The following is a 19,289-nucleotide window of genomic DNA, read 5'->3' on the forward strand; positions in this document are numbered from 1 at the left end:
GGCTACGCGACCTCTCGCCGTAGTGCCTCGTAAGCATACCGGCGCGCGATCTTCGTCATGTCGTTCTTGAAGACCTCGTCGTCGGTGAACTTCTGCAGCACCTTGGTGTCGTTCTCGATGCGTTCGATGAGCTTGTCTTCGAAAACGTTGTCGAAGACGTGCCCGAAGTCCTCCTCGTTGTTGGCGAATGCCGCGGCCTTCACCTTGGGGTCCGCCATCGCGTCCCGCGCGGAACCGCCGACCAGGTCGTCGTCGCCGAGGTTGACCCCGAACTTCTCGTTGAGGCCGGCGATCAGCTCGGACAGGGAGACCCGGTCGGGCTCGTCCGCCGAACTGCCGCCACTGCCGCTGAAACCGGGCAGCATCTGGGCGCCCTCCGGCTCCAGGCTGACGTCGTAGTCGCCGGTTTTGGTGATCCGGAGGTGGGTCAGGTCGACCTGGCCGAGGTCGACTCCCGGGTCTTCCCGGCGAGGCAACCGGTTCAGCAGGTGCCGACCGTAAACGTAGAGCCGTTCGAGTTCCGCGTCGGTGTAGGGCACGACCTGAGACAGGAACCCGTACTTGCGGACGTAATCGCGAAGCGCGGAGCGGAATTCCTCCGCGGTTTCCGGGTCGTCCGCGTTGAGCTGGACGAACCGGTCCCGGGCCGGGTCGGTGAAGCGATAGAGGTCGCCGTGGGCGCGCTGCCATTGCGCGTCTGTCTTGGCGACTTGCTCCGCGCGGAGATAGGCGACCGCGAAAGCATCCATTTCGGACTCGACAAGCAAGGCGAAGTCCGTGACCGCTCGCTGCGCCGTGTACAGCAGGTTCGGGTCGGTGGGCGCGGCGATGGTGCTTTCGAAGAACGGCTTGAACTCTTTTTTGATGTCCTCGGCCTCGTTCGCGAGGTCGAGAACGAACAGGTCGTCCTGGCTCTTCAACGGATGGGTGCGGTTGAGCCGGGACAATGTCTGCACCGCGGCCACCGCTTGCAGTTTCTTGTCCACGTACATCGTGGTGAGCAGCGGCTGGTCGAATCCGGTCTGGTACTTGTCGGCGACCACGAGGATCCGGTACTCCGGCTTGGGGTTCACAGCCGCGTGCGGATCGTCGGCCCGGGTGTAGCCGAACTTCTCGGGCAGCGCGGCCTCGCTGAAGCCGTTGATGCCCGGTTCGGTGACCTTGTCCTCCGGGTTCTTGTCGACTTCGAGTTCGCCGGAGAACGCGACCAGCGCGCCGCAGTCGGTGTAGCCGCGGACGTCGATGTACGCCTCGATCTTGCGGAACAGCTTCACGGCGTGCTCGCGGGAGCGGGTCACGACCATCGCTTTGGCCCGGCCTTCGAGCCGGGACGCGACCATCTGGTGGAAGTGCTCGACGATGATCTCGGCGCGTTGTTCGAGACTGGCCGGGCTGAGCACCGCGAACCGGGCGAGCTGGGCGCTGGCCTTGCGCTCGTCGACTTCCCGGTCGTCCGGGTTGGCGTTGGCCAGCCGCCAGTAGGTCTTGTAGGTCAGGTAGTTCCGCAGGACGTCGAGGATGAACCCTTCGTCGATCGCCTGCCGCATCGAGTACACGTGGAAGGCCTCGTGCTTCTCGGTCACGGGATTCAGCGTTCCGAACAGTTCGAGCGTTTTCGGTTTCGGCGTTGCGGTGAACGCGAAGTACGACAGCGTCTCATGCCGGCCGCGGGCGAGTGCGGACGCGGTCAACGGGTCGCCTTCCTCGTCGACGTCGTCGCTGCCGAGCCTGAGCAGGACCTTCTTCAGCGCGGTTGACGACTCGCCGGACTGCGATGAGTGGGCCTCATCGACGACGATGGCGAACTTCTTGCCGCGCAGGCCGCTGACTTTCTCGAGTACGTGCGGGAAAGTCTGGAGCGTGACGATGAGAATCTTCGTCGTCTCGCCCGCGAGCGCATCGGAAACCTGCTGGGACTTCGATCCTTCCGATTTGTCGCTGATCTTGGTGACGACGCCCGAACGATGTTCGAACTGGTAGATCGTGTCCTGCAACTGCCGGTCCAGCACTGATCGGTCCGTGATCACGATGATCTTGTCGAAGACCGGTTCGTTGGCCTCGCTGTGCAGGTTCGAAAGCCGGTGTGCGAGCCAGGCGATCGTGTTCGATTTCCCCGAACCGGCGGAATGCTGGACGAGGTAGTTGTGCCCGGACCCGTGCTTCGCGACGTGGTCAGTCAGGCTCCGCACCGCGTGCCATTGATGGAACCGCGGAAAGATCATCGGCAGATCGTTCGGGTTCTTCCGGCCGGCCCCGTTCGATACCTTCTTCGGCTTCTCGACATGCATGAACCTCCGGATGATATCGAGCCATGCCTCCCGCTCCCAGACCTGTTCCCACAGGTAGGAGGTGCGGTAGCCGCCCGCTTTCGCCGGCGGGTTCCCGGCTCCGCCGGTCTCCCCCGGCCCTTCGGAACCGGTGTTGAACGGCAGGAACCTGGTCTTCTCCCCGGCGAGCTTCGTCGTGACGAAAACCAGATCGGGATCGACAGCGAAGTGCACCAGCGCGCGACGCGCGAACAGCAGTTCCTTCGGGTCTCGGTCCCGACGGTACTGGTTTTTGGCGTCGTCGACGGTCTGTCCGGTCAGCGGATTCTTCAATTCCGCTGTGGCGACAGGGATCCCGTTGACGAACAGCGCCAGATCGAGCGACTTTTCCGGAGTGGTGACCGAGTAGTGTAGCTGGCGGATCACCGTGAGGATGTTTCCGTCGTACTCAGCCAACGCGTCGTCGGCGAGTGTGTGCGCCGGGCGGAAATACGCGAGCCGGATCAGGACGCCGCGGTCTTTGACCCCGTGCCGCAGCACGTCGAGTACACCCCGAGCGTCGATCTCTCGTGCCAGATGCTTCTTGAAGCGCACCTGTGCTTCATCGGGCCCGCCGTCGAATTCGATCAGGCGTGCCCACTGGTCGGCTTGGGTGCGCCCGAGGAAGGTCCACAGATCGGTCGGTACCAAGCCCAACTCGGGGTCGTAGTCGGCCGGTTGGCCGCGGTGCCATCCTCCGTCGATCAACGATCGCTCGATCGCATCCTCGAAGGCGACCTCTTTGTGCACGCTCATCGTCTCCCCTCCCGCCTCGGTCAGTTCTCGTCGAAGAAGTCTTCGTCGATGCGCTTGAGGACGAACGTGCTCTCGTCCTGCACTCCGACGTTGTGCAGAATCATCAACTCCGCCAGTCGACGGCCGTCGATCAAGACGATTCGGTTCGGAATGCGTTCCACGTAATCACCAGCGTCAGCGCTGAATCGGCTCGTCGTGATGAACACGCCGCGGTCCGCTTGCCGACCGTGCAGAGCACCGACGAACGCCTGGATGTCGGGCCGGCCGACCGTGCGCTCCGGCGCGTAGCGCTTCGCCTGCACGTAGACCCGATCCAGGCCGAGCACATCCTGCCGCACCACACCGTCGATCCCGCCGTCACCGCTCTTGCCCCAGTGCTCGATCGCTCCGGCCCGACCGCCGTATCCCATCGCGGTCAGCAGGTGCAGAACCAACTGCTCCAGGAACACCGGCGATTGGTCCAGCACCCGCTGAAGCACTTCCTCCGCAAGCGCTTCGTTGCTTTCCCGCACGGCTTCCGCGATCGCGTCGCGCGGAGTCTCCGCGTGGCTTCCCGCGGCTGATCCGCTTGCCGCCGTTCCGGAGGGGGCCTTCGTCCGGTTCAGGAAATCTCGGTACTCGGCGAACCGCGACAGCACTTTCCTGTCGATCCGATCGGAGTGTTCTGCGAGCGTTTCGCGGCCGCGGGCGGTGATGCTGACGTGCCCGCGGCTCGGCCGAGCGAGCAGGCCCGCCTGGCAGAGGTGCGTGATCGCCCACTGGACCCGGTCGTTGATCCGCGTCTTGCCGCTCGGGAAGGCATCGCGGAAGTCCTCGGCGGTCAACCCGAGTTTCTCGGCGGCGGGCACCTCGACCTCCCGCCGATGCCGGACCTGCCCGTCCGACAGGATCGTCAGCACGGGCACCATGAACGTCTGGAATTCCGGAACCGTCACAGCAACCCCAACCGATGTTGTTCCGCCAAGACCACGCGGTGTCCCTTCGGCACGGAGTCGTCGTCCAGCACCGCCGGCCGATGCAGTCCGGTGTCGGTCGACCGAGCGTCGGACTCCTTCGCGTCGCTTTTGCGCGCGAACTCGTCGAACAGCAATCTCTTGTTCTCCTGGATCTCGCGGATTCTTTCGTCCACACTGCCTTTTGCCAGCACCCGGTGGACCTGCACGGTGTGGATCTGGCCCATCCGGTAGGCGCGGGCAATGGCCTGTTCCTCGATGCTGGGCTTCCACTGCGGCTCGGTGATCACCACGACCGAAGCAGCCTGCACGTTCAGCCCGACCCCGCCAGCCTCGATCTGGGCCAGCAGTACCGCACCACCCTCACGCCGAGTGAGATCCTCGACCATTTGCTGCCGCACCGGAGCCGGCACCGATCCGATCAACGGACCCATCGCCAATTCCCCCAGCGCGCGGTTGATCGTGCGCAAAACCTCAAGGAAATACGAGAAAACAATCACCTTGCGCCCGTCCGCGACCGCCTCCTCGACGATCTCCCGGATACGCTCCAGCTTCGCCGAATCCGAAGATTCGAAGGCCGCGCGACGCATGTGCATGAGGTTCCGCTCTTGCACTGCGGCGCGGTAGGCGGCTTCGTCCTGGTGGGTGAGCTGCACCCAGTCCTCGACCTCGATCTTGTCCGGAAGCTCGGTCAGCACGTCTTCCTGGTTGCGCCGCAGGTAGACTGGCGAGACCGCACGACGGAACGCCTTGGCCCCGACGACGGCGTCCGCGGTGCTGACCCGACTGGCAACCCTCGGCTGGAGGTAGCCGACCAGGTTGCGAAACTCCTCCACTCGGTTCTCCATCGGCGTCCCGGTGAGGAACAAGGCGCGCTGAGCACGCTTCAGCACCTTCGCGATCGCTTGGGAACGCTTTGCGTCGGGGTTCTTGACGTAGTGGGCTTCATCGACGACCAACATCGCGATGTCGGCGCCGTCGAGGAAATCCAGCGTGCTGACCGTGCCGAACGTCGTGACTGCTACACCGCCCCGACGAAGCCATTCGCCGCCGTTGAGCTCCCTATCGCGGCCGTGTACCAGGTGCGAGGCCAGATCGGTGTGCCGCTCGATCTCCTTCATCCAGTTGATCTGCACGCTCGCGGGGCAGATCACCATGAAGCGGTGCTGCCCCTTGGCAGCCATGTGCGCGAACACGGCCAGCGCCTCGACCGTCTCGCCGAGGCCCATCTCGTCGCCCAGGATCGAACGCTGCTGATGAACGGCGTACTTCGCGCCGAACGCCTGGTACTCCCGGAGAGTCGTGTTGAGCAGGCTGGTGTCGAGCGGCTCGGCGGAGATCTTCTGGCGAAGTTCCGGCCCGATGAAGCCTGCGGCCGCCTCGCGGTCGTCGACTTGCCCGGCACCGCCCACTGTCGACAGCAGCGCGTTGAACGCCGCAGCGTCGACTTCGTAGTCCCGCCAGAGTTGTTCGGGCTGGTAGTTGCGTGATTCGGTAGACTGTTCGGCGCTGTAGACCGTGTGCTGCAGCGCGACGACGGCCGGATCGGCCATGATCGCCTGCAGCTGCGCGAGCGCTGCCCTGGCCGCTTCCTTCTTCTGCCGGCCCGCGAACGTCATCCGCCATCCGCTGGTGATGCGCTCGGCCTGCGCCACCAGCGGCGTCGTCTGTTGCTGAAGCTGCGCGATCGGACTGCGCAGCGCCGATGCCGCACTGTCCGCGTGCCGCGCTGCGGCCAACGTAGCCAGAAGCTGGGTGTGGCCGACGGGTTTGTCTCCCGGGTCCAGGCGGACACGGGACTCCTTACGGAGTTGATCGGCGAGTTTCCCGGCGGCGGAAACGACTTCTTGCACTGTGTGACTGCCGACACTGGGAACCCGCTCCAACTGCGCAGGGTGCGCCTGGAGGACGTCCGCGACGGCTCGGTAACCGCCGGCCTCCAGGCTCCCCAGCCGGGCGCCTCGGCTCATCAGGTCACGGAGGTCGGCAACCGGGCGCTTGCGCAGCAGGTTGAGCAGTTGCTCGTTGGCGAGCATGTCGGTTTGCTGGCGTGCGCTCGCCCGTAGTGCCTGTGGGAGCTGCTGCAGTTGGCCGCCGCGGTGGATCAGGTCGGCCAGCGTCTCGATGAGCTGCCGTGCTTGGACCGCCGGCTTGACCCGGATGAATGGTGCACCGGGTTGCGGTGGTGACGGGTCTCCGTCGGTCATCGCGATCCCCCCTCTGCGGCCATGGTGTTATGCTCCGACTCCGGATCGGGCGGTCGTTACGTCCAGTTGGCCGGTGACGGCTGCGGTGATCAGTGCTTGACGACGCTCGGCGAGAAGGCCCAGTTGACGATTGATTCGATCGTGCAGCTCGTCAATCTTCGCATTGGAGTCGCGGATCGCTTCGACAATTGCCAACTGCTCCGGCATCGGCGGAAGCGGGATACGAAGCCCCTGGAGGTCAGGGAAGTAGATCGTCTTGTGCGTCGAGCCCATTGCTAGGCGCCCAAGAAGGTCGGCGCGCATAGCACGCAAGCACCAGAGCAGGTAGTACGGGTCAAGCCTTGGACCACATGTCCAGGTCGCATAGTCCTGGCTCGTCGCCATGTCATAACCCATGACCGCAGAGAATCCGGCGGAGGCTGTACGGCTCAGTACCACGGTACCGGCAGGGTGCAGTTCCGCCGCACTATTCGCGAGCCCAAGCTTGCTGATCTTCTCACGAGTCTCGTAGATCGTCTCCCGACGGTCGTCCCGAATCTGGGCAACCTCGCCGGTCGTGATCCAGGGAATGTCGCAGTCGAACCACCAATCCGCACGTGACCTGCTTGGTGTATGACCACTCCCCATCTTCGCGACAAGGCTCAGACCAACGGAGTCCCAGCGCACAGGAAGCGAATCGGTCCATGCAAGGCGCGAGGGACCGCGGTTCACCTCGTCGGCACCAGTCACAAGGTGCGCTAATACAGCCCTGCGACGTTCAGCAAGCAGGTTGAGTGTCGTCCGCTGCAGTGCAGACATGTCGTCAATGCGAGAGGTTTCGGCGTCGAGGAAGTCGGCGATGCGCCGCTGCTCCTCTGCAGGTGGAACATGGACTGGAATTTCCGCAAGGGCACCACCCGAAAGCTCCTGAAATGTGGATCCCAAGCCGCGACTTTGGAGTTCCTGAGTTATCGCGGACAGCTGGTACACGAAAAACCGCACATCGACGCTCCGCCACGGAACTAGCGCCCTACATCCCTGATTGAAGGCCATGGGTTCAGCAGTACGGGCCACATAACCGATCGGCGCACGAGTCGAGATTAGTATCGAGTCGCGCCTAACAATTGATGATCCCGTCCTGACACCCAGCGGCGTCAACGTCCGCTGCGTGCGCTCGATAACTCCGTCCGCTGCATTTAGGTCGACCGGAGTCGCCCAAGCGATACCACCGCCCCAATTGCCCTCATCCGCAGTGGGAGTACCGCCGTTAACGACACGGAAAACTCGACGCAGCGGCACAATGTCCAAGCTCACTGCGTCACCTCATTCAGGAGGCGCTGGATTTCGGACTCCAGCTGCTTCAACTCAGCATCGATCTCCGCAAGCGGGCGCGGCGGCGTATACACATAGAAGTGTCGCGTGAACGGGATCTCATACCCGATCTTCGTCTTGCTCTCATCGATCCACGCGTCCGGCACGTGCGGAAGCACTTCCCGCTCAAGATATGAGTGAATATCCTCCAGCAAGGGCACGTTCTCATTGTCCCGCAGATCCGGGTCAGGCAACGGCGAGCCATGCTTGTCGAGCTGCACCTCGCCCTCAGGGTCCGACACCGAAACCGCCGCCCACACTGCCTTCTTCACCGGAGCCGGCAACGCCGAAAGACCAGCGGAAAGCGCCTCGGACAACAGCTTCGTGAAATCCTGCTTCCGCCATACGACCGGCTGGCCGACCAACGTCCGCAAGTCGGCAAGCAACGCGGCACGACCCTCGTACTTCGCGAGCGGCTTGGCCACTTCCAGCTCCGCCAGCGCATCCTCCGTGACCTCGAAGCACAGCTTCAACGGCCGTTCGACGGTGATGCGCTGGTAACCGAAGTCCGTGGTCGGGAAGACCTTCACCTTGCCATGCAACGGATGTGCCGAGTCCTCGGCTGCCACGAGCGCCTCTCCATACAGAGAGGTCAGCTCGGCGATCTTGTCGTCCGGCACGAACTTCCGTTTGTCTCCCAACGACTTCCGCATCTTGGACCAGTACTCACGGGCGTCGAGCAGGATGACCTTGCCCTTGTGTGCCGCATCCTTACGGTTGCTGAGAATCCAGAAGTACGTCGAAATCCCGGTGTTGTAGAACAGCTGATCCGGCAACGCGACGATCGCCTCGAGAAGATCGTTCTCGAGGATCCACCGTCGGATCTCCGACTCACCGGAACCAGCCGCACCAGTGAACAACGGACTGCCGTTGAACACGATCGCGATCCGGCTGCCGCCCTCGTCCGGGCGCTTCATGTGGTGGATCATGTGCTGCAGGAACAGCAGCGAACCGTCGTTGATCCGCGGCAGGCCGGCACCGAACCGGCCGGCGAAGCCGATCTCGGCTTCCTTCTCGACGTCGTCCTTGACCTTCTTCCACTCCACCCCGAACGGCGGGTTCGCGAGCAGGTAGTTGAACCGCCGGCCGTAGTGCTTGTCGTGGCTGAAGGAGTTGCCGAACTTGATGTTGTCCGCGTCCTCGCCCTTGATCATCATGTCGGAGCGGCAAATCGCGTAGGACTCGGCGTTGAGCTCCTGGCCGTAGACCTTCACGGTGGCGTCCGGGTTGTGGTCGAGGATGAACTCCTCTGCCGCGGTGAGCATCCCGCCGGTACCACAAGCCGGGTCGAGCACCGTCTTGACGACGCCGGGCGTGACGAGATCACCGGTGTCCGGCGCGAGGAGCAGGTTCACCATCAGCTTGATGACCTCGCGCGGGGTGAAGTGCTCACCGGCCGTCTCGTTGGAGATTTCCGAGAACCGCCGGATGAGTTCCTCGAACAGGTAACCCATCTGATGGTTGTCCACCGCGTCCGGGCTGAGGTCGATCTCCGCGAACTTGCTGGCGACCTGGTAGATGAGGCCCGCGTTGTCGAGACGCGTGAGCTGGACGTCGAACTCGTAGGAGTCGAAGATCTCCTGCGCGTTGGCGGTGAACCCGCGGATGTACGAGCGGAGGTTCTTCGCGACGTTGTCCTGGTCGCGCACGGAAGCCGCGAAGTCGAGCTTGCTGGTGTTGACGAAGCTCAGGCCACCAGCGGCACGCTTGAGCATGCCGTCCATGTTCTGGATGCCCTGCTGCTTCCGCTTGTCCTGCTCGGCCAGGACAGCCTCGCGGGTCGGCGCGAGCACACAGTCCAAGCGGCGCAGGACGGTGAACGGCAGGATCACCTTCCCGTACTCGGACTGCTTGTAGTCGCCGCGCAACAAGTCGGCCACCGACCAGATGAACCCGGCCAGCTCGGTGTGTTTGCTGCTCACTTACGTCCCCTCGGGGTGGTGCTCGTCGTCCTGGACATGTCTGTATACCTGTCGTCGCGCATCGTCATCATGTTGCAGGTTTCCGGGCCGATCGTTCGGCCGGGGTCAGTGCGCCGGCCGCCAGGCCGTCGGTCAAGGACTGGGTCAGCTCGTGGCCCAGGTTCGAGGCCCGAGCCAGGGTCGCGTCGAAGCGAGCGAGCAGCTCGAACGCGGCGGCGTATTTTCGCTGCTCAGCGATAGGTGTGCGAGGTACCTCGACCCGGCGGACGTCGATGCGGCGCGTCCCGGACATCGTCGACGCGAACCGCAGCGAGCCTCTGCTCCTGAGAAATCCGGCGAGGAACCACGAGTCGATCTGGTTCGGATCCGGCCGCAACAACTGGACGTGCGGCCCCAGGGCTGCGCCCGCCTCGGTGACGACGACCGCGGCCGCACTCGTCAAGACCGTCGGGACAAGGACGTCACCGGGGAGGACCGCGATGCACGCCGCCTCAGCTGCGATACGGCCGGCGGGCGGTTCACCCGAAATGATGTCGCGCGCGGTGTAGACAGGTAGCCCCTCACCGCCGGGCTGAACCTCCATACGCGCCGTCTGCTGCCGGAGGCTCACCGCCCCGGAGCGTTGCAGCTCGCCGATCGAGACCGTGGCCTTCGGACTGGCATCCGCAAGCGTCGGTTGCACATCCGGCAGAAGCTCGGCAAGCTCGGCGAGAAGTTTGGCAAACGAACGCTGAGTGGTGCGCAAAGCCGTGACATCCAGATCCGCAGCCGCGCGCAGGTAGCGCGCAGGGGTTAGGTCCACCTCGTCGTCCAGAAGATCGATCACCGACCGCACGGTGTGTCGGCCCGGTGCTTCAGCGACCGTTCCAGGGCCGGCCACGAAGTTCGCCCACACCGGATCGACGCGTTCCCGCAGAGCCGGCCAACCGACCTCATCGATTCTCTGAGCCAATCCAGCCGTGCCGTCGATGAACAACACGCGGGCGTCGGGCGTCTGCTCTGCGGGCTGCTCCAGGATCCACAGCTGCAGCGAAAGTCCCAGCGGTGGTGCCGCGCCCGCCGGAAGTTGGACGATCGCCCGCACGGCACCTCGACGGAGCAGCTCGGCACGAATGGGCCGACCCGATCGCCGCGACGCGGCAGCAGGCGGCATCAACAGCACGGCCCGACCGCCGCGACGCAGATGAGCGAGGCAGTGCTGCACCCAGGCCAACTCCGATTCGCCCTTCGGCGGGAGGCCGAAAGCCCAGCGTTGGTCGTAGGCCAGCTCCTCCGCGCCCCAGTTGCGGTCGTTGAAGGGAGGGTTGCAGACCACGGCGTCGGCGCGCAGCTCGGGGAAGGCGTCGCGGCGGAGTGAGTCACCGGTTTCAATCGTGGAATCTGCGCCGCTGAACGCGAGCCGCACGGTGGCGAGGCGCGCGAGCGGCGCGTCGAACTCCTGGCCCAAGACTGCGATATCGGGTTTCGCCTGCGCCGCGGCCCGCAACACCGAGCCCAGGCCGCACGCGGGGTCGAACAGCGAGCCGCCGAGCGGAGCGGCCAGGCCGACCATGAACTCGGCAAGTTCCGGCGTGGTCACAGCCATCGTTCGCCAGTTCGCGGTGACGAACCGTCCGCACAGTTCGTCGAACGCAGACTCGGCTCCCCCGTCGGCGGCGAGCGCGTCCAGCGCCTCACGGGTGCGTTTGTCCAGGTCCGTGGCCGGTTGCCGGCCGGCCAGGTACTCACCCGCCGCCGCGACGCGGTCGACGACCGAGTCGGAGCCGGAGTCGGCAAGTCGTTGCCAGACCAGCTCCCGGGCCGACTCAGCGCCAAGTTTCCCCTGGTCCTCGAGCCAAGTCAGAATCTCCGCCGACCGGAAGCGCGGACTGGTGTCCGTCCCGTCGATCGGCTGGGGGAAGTCGGTGAACCGCTTCCGCCAGTTGCTCACGGCGGCGCGGCCCACACCGGCGAGCCGGGCGATCTCGGCCGCCGTCACCTCAGACTCGTCAGCCACGTATCCCTCCTCAGTCGATTTGCCGGTGAACTTACCATACCTCGCAACCAGCTGTTGACATCGTTCACAGCCAATGCTCTCATTGACTGCGTCACCGAACGCAGGGCCGATGGCACTGCCGAAGACTTCTGAGCCGCGGCGGGCCCAGCATCCGGCCGACGCACAGAACCAAGGAGGTAGCCATGTGTTCCCCGCCGCGCGACGTGTTCTCCGCGAACTTGCTCGGCCCTCAGTCCGCGGGCCGTCCACGCAACGAACAAGCGCTGACGACATGCCCGTGATGACCGAGGCCAGCACCGACCTGGAACCGGTCGCCAAAGCCGCGGGTGCGGGCGATCAAGAAGCGATCGCGACGCTGCTGGCTTGCATCCAGCCCAAGGTCATCCGCTACTGCCGGGCCCGGATCAACTCTGCCCGCCAGGGCTACGCCTCAGCCGACGACGTGGCACAGGACGTACTGCTCGCGGTGTTCACCGCGCTCCCCTCCTACCGCGACACCGGCGGAACCTTCCTCGCCTTCGTCTTCGGTATCGCGGCCCACAAGGTCGCGGATTTCCACCGGAAGCGGCAACGCGACCGCGCCACCACAACCGCGGAGATCCCCGAGCGGACGGACGACGGCGACAGCCCGGAGCAGGCGGTGCTGCAAGCCGAAATGCGGCACATGGCGCAGGAACTGCTCAGCACCTTGCCGGACGCGCACCAGGAAATCCTCGTCCACCGCGTGATCGGCGAAATGAGCTCCGAGCAAGTCGCCGAACTCCTGTCCTCCACGCCCGGCGCCGTCCGGGTCGCGCAGCACCGTGCCCTCGCCAAGCTCCGACGCCGGCTGTCCACCCGGCGATGACCCCACGGACCAAGGAGGCAACCATGCGTTTCCTGCACACCGCCGACTGGCAGCTGGGCATGACCCGGCATTTCCTTTCCGCGGAAGCACAAGCCCGGTTCTCCGACGCCCGCCTCGCGGCCATTCGGGAGATCGGAAAGATCGCCGCCGAGCAGGGGTGCGAATTCGTCGTCGTCTGCGGCGACGTATTCGACGCGAACCTGCTCAGCCCGCAGGTCGTCGGGCGCGCGCTCGAGGCGATGCGGTCGATTCCGGTCCCGGTCTACCTGCTGCCGGGCAACCACGACACGATCGACGCCGGGTCCGTGTACCGCTCGGCGCCGTTCACCCGCGGCTGCCCGCCGAACGTGCACGTGCTGGCGGAGCCCGGCGTGCACGAGGTCGCGTCGGGCGTCGAGCTGGTCGCGGCGCCGTTGAAGGTCAAGCATCCGCTCACCGACCTTCCCGGCAACCAGTGCGCGACGTTGACCGCGCGGACCGGCGTCCGACGGATCCTCGTCGGGCACGGCGCGGTCGACTCCCTCAGCCCGGACCCGGGAAACCCGGCGACTATCCGCGTCGGAGCCTTGGCCGATGCGTTGTCCGACGGGCGGGTTCACTACGTCGCACTCGGCGACCGGCACTCCACAACGCAGGTCGACGGCCTGGCGATCTGGTATTCCGGCGCGCCCGAGCCGACCGATTTCACCGAGACAGATCCGGGCAACGTTCTCGTCGTCGACCTCGATCGCGACCTCGAAGCCAAGGTGACGAGCCACCGGATCGGCACGTGGTCCTTCCTCGCGGCGGAACGGCATCTCAACAGCGCGGCCGAGGTCGAGGAGTTCGGCCGCTGGCTGGCCGGGTTCCCGGACAAGGACCGCACGGTCCTGAAGCTCGGACTGGTGGGAACCCTCAGCGTCGGCGCACACGCACAGCTCGAGGACCTGATCGAGAAGCACCGCGAGGTCTTCGCGTCGCTCGAGGTGCCCGGGCGACGCTCCGATCTTGCCGTGCTCGCCGGCGACCAGGACTTCGCCGAACTCGGCCTGTCCGGATTCGCGGCGACCGCCATGACGGAACTCGTCGGCGCAGCCGCCGGCGATCCCACCGCGCAAGACGCACTCAGCCTGCTCTACCGACTCGTCAGGAGCGAAGCATGAAGATCCACTACGTCCACCTGCGAAACTTCCGCGGTGTCACCGACCGGCGGGTGGACTTCGCCGAGTCCGGCGTCACCGTTGTCGAAGGCGTCAACGAAGCCGGCAAGTCCAGCATGATCGAGGCGATCGACCTGCTGCTCAAGCACCCGGACGGGTCCAAGAGCAGCCAGGTGCTCGCGGTCCGGCCGAGAAGCGTCGATGCCGCACCGGAAGTCGAAGCCGAGATCACCGCTGGTAAATACCGCTTCGTCTTCGGCAAGCGCTGGTGCAAACACCCGCGAACCACGTTGCGCATGATCGAGCCCGCACCGGCCGACCTGGTCGGCCGCGAGGCGCACGACCGGGTGCAGGAGATGGTCAAGGAAACGCTCGACGACGGCTTGTGGGCCGCGTTGCGGGTCGCGCAGAACGAGCCGATCAGCCAGAGCGCGCTGGGCGGCAACGATGCCTTGATGCGCGCACTGGACGCGGCGGCCGGCGGCGCCCGGGAGACCGGCCGCGAGTCCTCGCTCTTCGAGCGGGTCGAACGGGAGTACCTGAAGTACTACACGCCGGGCGGCAAGGCGAAGGCCGAGTTGAAGGCCGCCGCTGAGCAACGCGAGGAGGCCAAGCGAGTGGCGGCAGCCGAAGAAGAATCCCTGCGCGAGGTCGAGCGCGACGTGGAACGGCACGCCGAACTGACCCGTGAGCTGACCAGCCTCAGTGCCGAGTTGGTTGAGCAGAAGGAAGAACTGGCCGAGTGGGTCGGACGGAAGAGTGCACTGGACGAGCGGCGCGCGCTCGTCGAAACGTTGTCCAGCCGACTCGCCGTCGTGTCGGCAGAGACCGACGCAGCCGAAGTGGCCGTAGCGACGCGGCACGAACTCGTGGCGGCCATCGCCGCTCAAGAGCATTCGGCGGCAGAAATCCTTGAAGAAGCCGCGCAGGCGCAAGTCACCGCGGATGCGGCGCAGGCGCTGGCCCGAGACGCCGAGCTCACGTTGAACGCCGCCACCCAGGCTGCGGAGCGCGCCGAAAGCGAGGAACGTCGAGCTGCCGAGCACGTCCGCTACCTCCATGACAAGGCGGAACTCGACGACCTCACGCGGCGCGCATCACGAGCCGAGGAGGCGATTGAGCAGCGCAACGCCGCGGAAGCCTTCCTCGCCATCTGCACCCTGGACGAACCCGGCTTCGCAGCCCTCGAAGCCGCATACGCCGCGAGCCGGGAAGCGCTCGCGGTTCTCGAAGCCGGCGCACCGACACTCGAACTCGAAGCGCTCGCCCGGCTCGAAGTATCCCTCAACGGGGAGCCGGCCACATTCGAAGTCGGCGACGTGCGGTCCGAACCAGTCACCGACACGCTCGAACTCGTCTTCCCCGAGCAAGCACTGCTCCGCATCGGGCTGGGCAATGGTCAGGATCTCAAACTCGCGGCCGACGAAGCCGAGGCCGATTTTCGGCGCTGTTGTGCCGATGCGGCTGTCGAGGGAATCGCCGAAGCGCGCAACGTGATCGCCAAGCGCCGTGCCGTGGAAAGCGACCGGCTCACGGCCCAGCAGGCGTTGAAACTGGCTTTGGACGACAGGCTGCTCGACGACATCCGCAGCGACCGCGTTCGCCTTTCCGCCCGTATCAACAGCTATACCACCTCCGACGAGCGACCAGGCGATCTCGCAACTGCCGTGGCGACCGAACTCGACGCCCGCAAGCAGACCGAGTCCGCTCGCCGGAAGGCTTCCGACGCAGCGACCCGCCACCAGGACCTTCTCGCAGCCGGGACAGAAGCGAACAACAACGCCATCGCACTGCGCACGCAGTCCGGTTCCGCGCAGGAGCAGCTGCTGCTGATGCGCGACCGACTGGCAACCGCCCGCGCCGACGCGCCCGACGATTCGTTGACCGAACGCCTGACCAACTGCGAAGACACCCGCTCCGCTGCCCGTCTGGCGCTCGCGGCTGCGGAGGCCGACCTCGCCTCGCAAGATCCGGAAACCGTCGAGGCGAGGTTGACGGCGACGCAAGCCTGGGGCGAGCGACTCGAAGAAGACCACCGGTCGCGGACGTCCGACCTGACCAAACTCCAGGGACGGCTCGAACTGGCCGGGACGGAGGGTCGCCAAGATCGATTCGACAGGGCGCAGGCAGCCTGGAGCGAGGCGGAAAGGCGGTATGACAGCGCGCACCGCCGCAGCAGTGCGGCCAGTTGCCTGTTCACGACGCTGCGCACCGCGCGCGAAACAGCCAAGCAGACTTACGTCCAGCCGTTCCGCGACCAGCTGGAACGGCTCGGCCGCATCGTTTTCGGGCCGACGCTCAAGCTGGGCATCGACAGCGACCTCCGGATCGCCAACCGGACGCTCGAAAACATCACCGTCGGCTACGACGATCTGTCCACCGGCACCCGCGAACAGCTCTGCATCATCACGCGGCTCGCCTGTGCCGCGATGATCGATCCGGCCGACGGTGCGCCGGTGATCATCGACGACGCCTTGGGCCACACCGATCCGGAACGGCTTGCACGGATGGGCGCGGTGTTCACCGCGGCGAACACCCAGTCGCAAGTCATCGTGCTGACGTGCACCCCGGAGCGTTACCGCCGAGTAGGCAACGCCAAGGTTGTGCCCGTCCGGCCCTGCCGGAGCACCGCCGTCGAGGCTCCTTCCGGGCACGCGCTTCCTGACGGTCCGGAGGACGCGATTCTGGCGTGTCTCGACCGGGCAACCGGGCCGCTCGGAAAAGCCGATCTCATTCGACTCTCCGGAATCGACGAAACGCAGTGGACGCCGACCATTCGAGCACTCGTCGACCAGGAGAAGATCGTCAAAACGGGCGACCGCCGCGGAACGCTTTACCACCCGAAGTGGCAAGCGCCGGGTGCGGAACTTGCGTCGTGAGGCTCTTCGGCCGGGTTTGCCGCACGGCGGGCCTCTTGGCCACCCGCCGCGCGGCAAGCCCTGACCGCGACGTGCTGATCGCGCGGGACCGCGGGCGCTTACGCCGGGCACGGGGCTCGCGACCGCGCTTGAGGACCGGGCCATGTGTTCACGTGTTCCTCGGGTTGTGTCTCGCCACGAAGGCGGCGGCTAAGTCGACCCGCAGGCCGGTTTCGGCTTCTGCGAACGTGGGGTCTGGGCTGTTTAGGGCTGCTTCGAGCACGTGTACGGCTTGTGGTTCGCCGATCCGAGTGAGGGCATGCCCTCGCCACCGTGCGAGGTGGACGGCATCGAGAGCGACATCGGGTCCGTGTTCGGTCGGACGCGTTTCGAAGAAGGCGTTTGAGCGGCTGATGAGGACGGCTGGGACGTGCGTGGGTGACCCGTCCCGCCTGTCCCAATCAATGTTTTCGCAGCTAGAGCGCGAGCGTGAGGTGTCATGCTGCTGGGACGGATCGGGACGGCTGGGCCGGGTTCTCCCAGGTCACATGTAGGTAAACAAAAGAGTGTCCGCCTTTCCCGCCTTGACACGGGGTCAGCGGCCGTAGTCACACTCGCGCTTCGGGGTGCAAACGCCCCGCAACACGCCCCTGCGCAGGACCGCACCGGCACCCAAGACCAAGCCCCTGCGCAGCACCGCGCCAGCACCCAAGACCAAGCCCCCGCACAGAACCGCACCACCACCGCAGACCAACCGCACCCCGTGACAGCCCAAAACCTCAACCCTTCCGAGCCCGGCTGGGCGCCACCCGAGGCGGCTCCCCCGGCATCTTCGGGTAAACCGGCGGCCAAGGCGCGTCCATCAGCCCCTCCGCCAAATCCTTCCGCGACATCTCCAGCAACACCTCGATCGACTGCGGCCGCTCATTCACCCCACCCCAGGGATCCCCGCGCTCCGCGACCAGCCCGGGCACCGTCGACAACGTCAGCGCATCCGGCTCGACCGAATCCAATTCCTCCCACGCAATCGGCGTCGAAACCTGCCCGCCGACCCGCGGCCGCACGCACCAGGCGCCGAAAACCGTCTTGTGCGGCGCATTCTGGTTGAAGTCCACGAACACCCGCGATCCGCGTTCTTCCTTCCACCACTGCGCCGTGATCAGCTCCGGATGCCGCCGTTCCACTTCCCGCGCCAACGCCACCGCCGCGGCCCGCACCTGATATCCGTCCCACCGCGGCTCGAGAATCGCGTACAGGTGCAATCCGCGAGACCCCGAGGTCTTCACGTGCACTTCGATCCCCAGTTCTTCGAGGAACGCCCGCACCAGCCAAGCCGCCTCCCGCAGCTGGGGAAACCCGACTCCCGGTGACGGATCCAGATCGATCCGCAGTTCGTCCGCGATCTCCAGTGCCGCCGCCCGGTTCGGCCACACGTGGAACCCCAGGCACCCCTGGTTCACCGCCCACAGCACGTGTGCCAGATCCGCCGCCACGAGTGCGTCGCTGGTCGTCCCGTTGGGTGTGGACACCACGGTCGTCGTCAGCCACGAGGGCGCGGTCTTGGGCACCCGCTTCTGGAACCAGCTCTTGCCACCCGCACCGTCCGGGTACCGCTCCAGCAGCAACGGCCGCCCACCCAGCCGATCGAGCAGCGGCCCCGCCACGGCCTGGTAGTAGCGCACGAGATCGAGCTTCGTCTCGCCGCGCTCCGGGAAATAGACCTTGCCGGGGCTGGAGATCGTCAGCTCCACCCCGTCGACGTCCAGCGTCACCGCACCGCTCATCCGGCCTCCCCGAACAGCGTCGCCAGCTCCGCGGGCGGCGCTTCCTCCAGCTGCGCGTACGTGCACGACGCCGGATCACGGTCCGGCCGGAAGCGCACGAGCCGCCCGCCGTGGCGGAAGCGCCCGCCCTGCAGGTGTTCGTAACGCACCTCCGCGACCCACTCCGGTCGCACCGCCTCCCACGACAGGTCCTTCTGCGGCGCCCACCGGCTGTTCGCCCCCGGCCGGCGGCCCGGCTCCGGTTCGTACTCCGCCCACGTGCGCCACGGGTGACCCTCGAGAGCGTTCTCCCGCAGCGGCGCCAGCTCGTCCACCAGCTCCCGGCGCCGCGCGGCCGTGAAGCTGCTGGCGACGCCGACGTGGTGCAGCGCCCCCGCGTCGTCGAACAGACCGAGCAGCAGTGAGCCGACGCCGTGGCCGTCCTTGTGCCACCGGAACCCGGCGACGACGCAGTCGGCCGTGCGCTCGTGCTTGACCTTCCACATCACGCGCTTGTCCTGCTCGTACGGCTGGTCGGAGGGCTTGGCCATCACGCCGTCGAAACCGGCGCCCTCGAACCGCGTGAACCAGTCCTCGGCCAGGTCCGGGTCCGTGGTGAGCGGGGTCAGGTGGACCCGCTGCAGGCCGCCACCCGGGTTCTCGCCGAGCGCTTCCTCCAGCAGGTGCCGCCGCGAACGGAACGGCTCGGCCGTGAGGTCCCGCTCCCCCAGCGCCAGCAGATCGAACGCGACGAAGCTCGCCGGCGTCTCCTCGGCCAGCTTGCGCACCCGGCTCGCGGCGGGGTGCAGCCGCAACTGCAGCGCCTCGAAGTCGAGGCCATGCGGCGTGACCAGTACGATCTCGCCGTCGACCACACACCGGTCCGGCAGCGCGTCCTTCAGCAGGTCCACAAGTTCGGGGAAATAGCGCGTGAGCGGGCGGTCGTTGCGCGAGCCCAGCTCCACTTCGTCGCCGTCGCGGAACACGACGCACCGGAACCCGTCCCACTTGGGCTCGTACCAAAACCCCTCGGTCCTCGGCACCTCGTGCACGGCCTTGGCTAGCATCGGCCGCACCGGCGGCATCACAGGCAGCTCCACCCGCCCGATCCTAGGCGGCCACGACGCTGACCTGCAGCGTTTTGACCTCGCTCGCCCGATCGGGAAGAAGTTTCCCGCTGCGGCGAAGTGGT

At 66.1% G+C, this 19,289-nt stretch carries 11 protein-coding genes; 3 read left to right on the forward strand and 8 right to left on the reverse strand.

Annotated features, from left to right (window positions below):
* Positions 1-2 precede the first annotated feature (2 nt).
* From I6J71_RS30210 to I6J71_RS30235, 6 genes are all read right to left on the reverse strand, one after another.
* Complete coding sequence (locus tag I6J71_RS30210; RefSeq protein ID WP_204089969.1) at positions 3-3,062, reverse strand: type I restriction endonuclease subunit R; 3,060 nt, start codon at positions 3,060-3,062, stop codon at positions 3-5.
* Between the two features lie 20 nt (positions 3,063-3,082).
* Positions 3,083-3,997 carry a restriction endonuclease gene (locus I6J71_RS30215; protein WP_204089970.1) on the reverse strand — a complete coding sequence of 305 codons (915 nt, stop codon included), beginning with the start codon at positions 3,995-3,997 and terminating at the stop codon, positions 3,083-3,085.
* On the reverse strand, positions 3,994-6,222 hold the full coding sequence (locus tag I6J71_RS30220; RefSeq protein WP_204089971.1) for a DEAD/DEAH box helicase: 2,229 nt from the start codon (positions 6,220-6,222) through the stop codon (positions 3,994-3,996). Before I6J71_RS30220 ends, I6J71_RS30215 begins: the two co-directional genes overlap by 4 nt.
* 27 nt (positions 6,223-6,249) lie before the next feature.
* Complete coding sequence (locus I6J71_RS30225) at positions 6,250-7,515, reverse strand: restriction endonuclease subunit S (RefSeq protein ID WP_370541991.1); 1,266 nt, start codon at positions 7,513-7,515, stop codon at positions 6,250-6,252.
* Complete coding sequence (locus tag I6J71_RS30230) at positions 7,512-9,494, reverse strand: class I SAM-dependent DNA methyltransferase (RefSeq protein WP_204089973.1); 1,983 nt, start codon at positions 9,492-9,494, stop codon at positions 7,512-7,514. The genes I6J71_RS30225 and I6J71_RS30230 overlap by 4 nt, the downstream gene beginning before the upstream one ends.
* A 67-nt stretch (positions 9,495-9,561) precedes the next feature.
* The gene (locus tag I6J71_RS30235) at positions 9,562-11,490 is read right to left on the reverse strand and encodes an N-6 DNA methylase (RefSeq protein WP_204089974.1); all 1,929 of its coding nucleotides are present in this window, start codon (positions 11,488-11,490) and stop codon (positions 9,562-9,564) included.
* Between the two features lie 280 nt (positions 11,491-11,770).
* On the opposite strand from I6J71_RS30235, the gene shbA reads away from it, so the two are divergent.
* Genes shbA through I6J71_RS30250 form a run of 3 tightly spaced genes read left to right on the forward strand, consistent with a single transcriptional unit; the run spans position 11,771 to position 16,355 of the window.
* Positions 11,771-12,337 carry an RNA polymerase sigma factor ShbA gene (shbA, locus tag I6J71_RS30240; protein WP_204097302.1) on the forward strand — a complete coding sequence of 189 codons (567 nt, stop codon included), beginning with the start codon at positions 11,771-11,773 and terminating at the stop codon, positions 12,335-12,337.
* 23 nt (positions 12,338-12,360) lie between these two features.
* Positions 12,361-13,479, forward strand: coding sequence for an exonuclease SbcCD subunit D (locus tag I6J71_RS30245; protein WP_204089975.1), 1,119 nt, complete (start codon positions 12,361-12,363; stop codon positions 13,477-13,479).
* Complete coding sequence (locus I6J71_RS30250; protein WP_204089976.1) at positions 13,476-16,355, forward strand: AAA family ATPase; 2,880 nt, start codon at positions 13,476-13,478, stop codon at positions 16,353-16,355. The genes I6J71_RS30245 and I6J71_RS30250 overlap by 4 nt, the downstream gene beginning before the upstream one ends.
* Before the next feature lie 758 nt (positions 16,356-17,113).
* Here the strand turns inward: I6J71_RS30250 and ligD are convergent.
* Together ligD and I6J71_RS30260 are read right to left on the reverse strand one after the other, a co-directional pair.
* Entirely contained in the window at positions 17,114-18,118 is a 1,005-nt protein-coding gene (ligD, locus tag I6J71_RS30255) for a non-homologous end-joining DNA ligase (RefSeq protein ID WP_204089977.1), read from the reverse strand.
* Positions 18,115-19,197 carry an ATP-dependent DNA ligase gene (locus I6J71_RS30260; RefSeq protein ID WP_204089978.1) on the reverse strand — a complete coding sequence of 361 codons (1,083 nt, stop codon included), beginning with the start codon at positions 19,195-19,197 and terminating at the stop codon, positions 18,115-18,117. Before I6J71_RS30260 ends, ligD begins: the two co-directional genes overlap by 4 nt.
* Positions 19,198-19,289: the final 92 nt, after the last annotated feature.

This window comes from Amycolatopsis sp. FDAARGOS 1241, from assembly GCF_016889705.1.
Lineage (GTDB): Bacteria > Actinomycetota > Actinomycetes > Mycobacteriales > Pseudonocardiaceae > Amycolatopsis.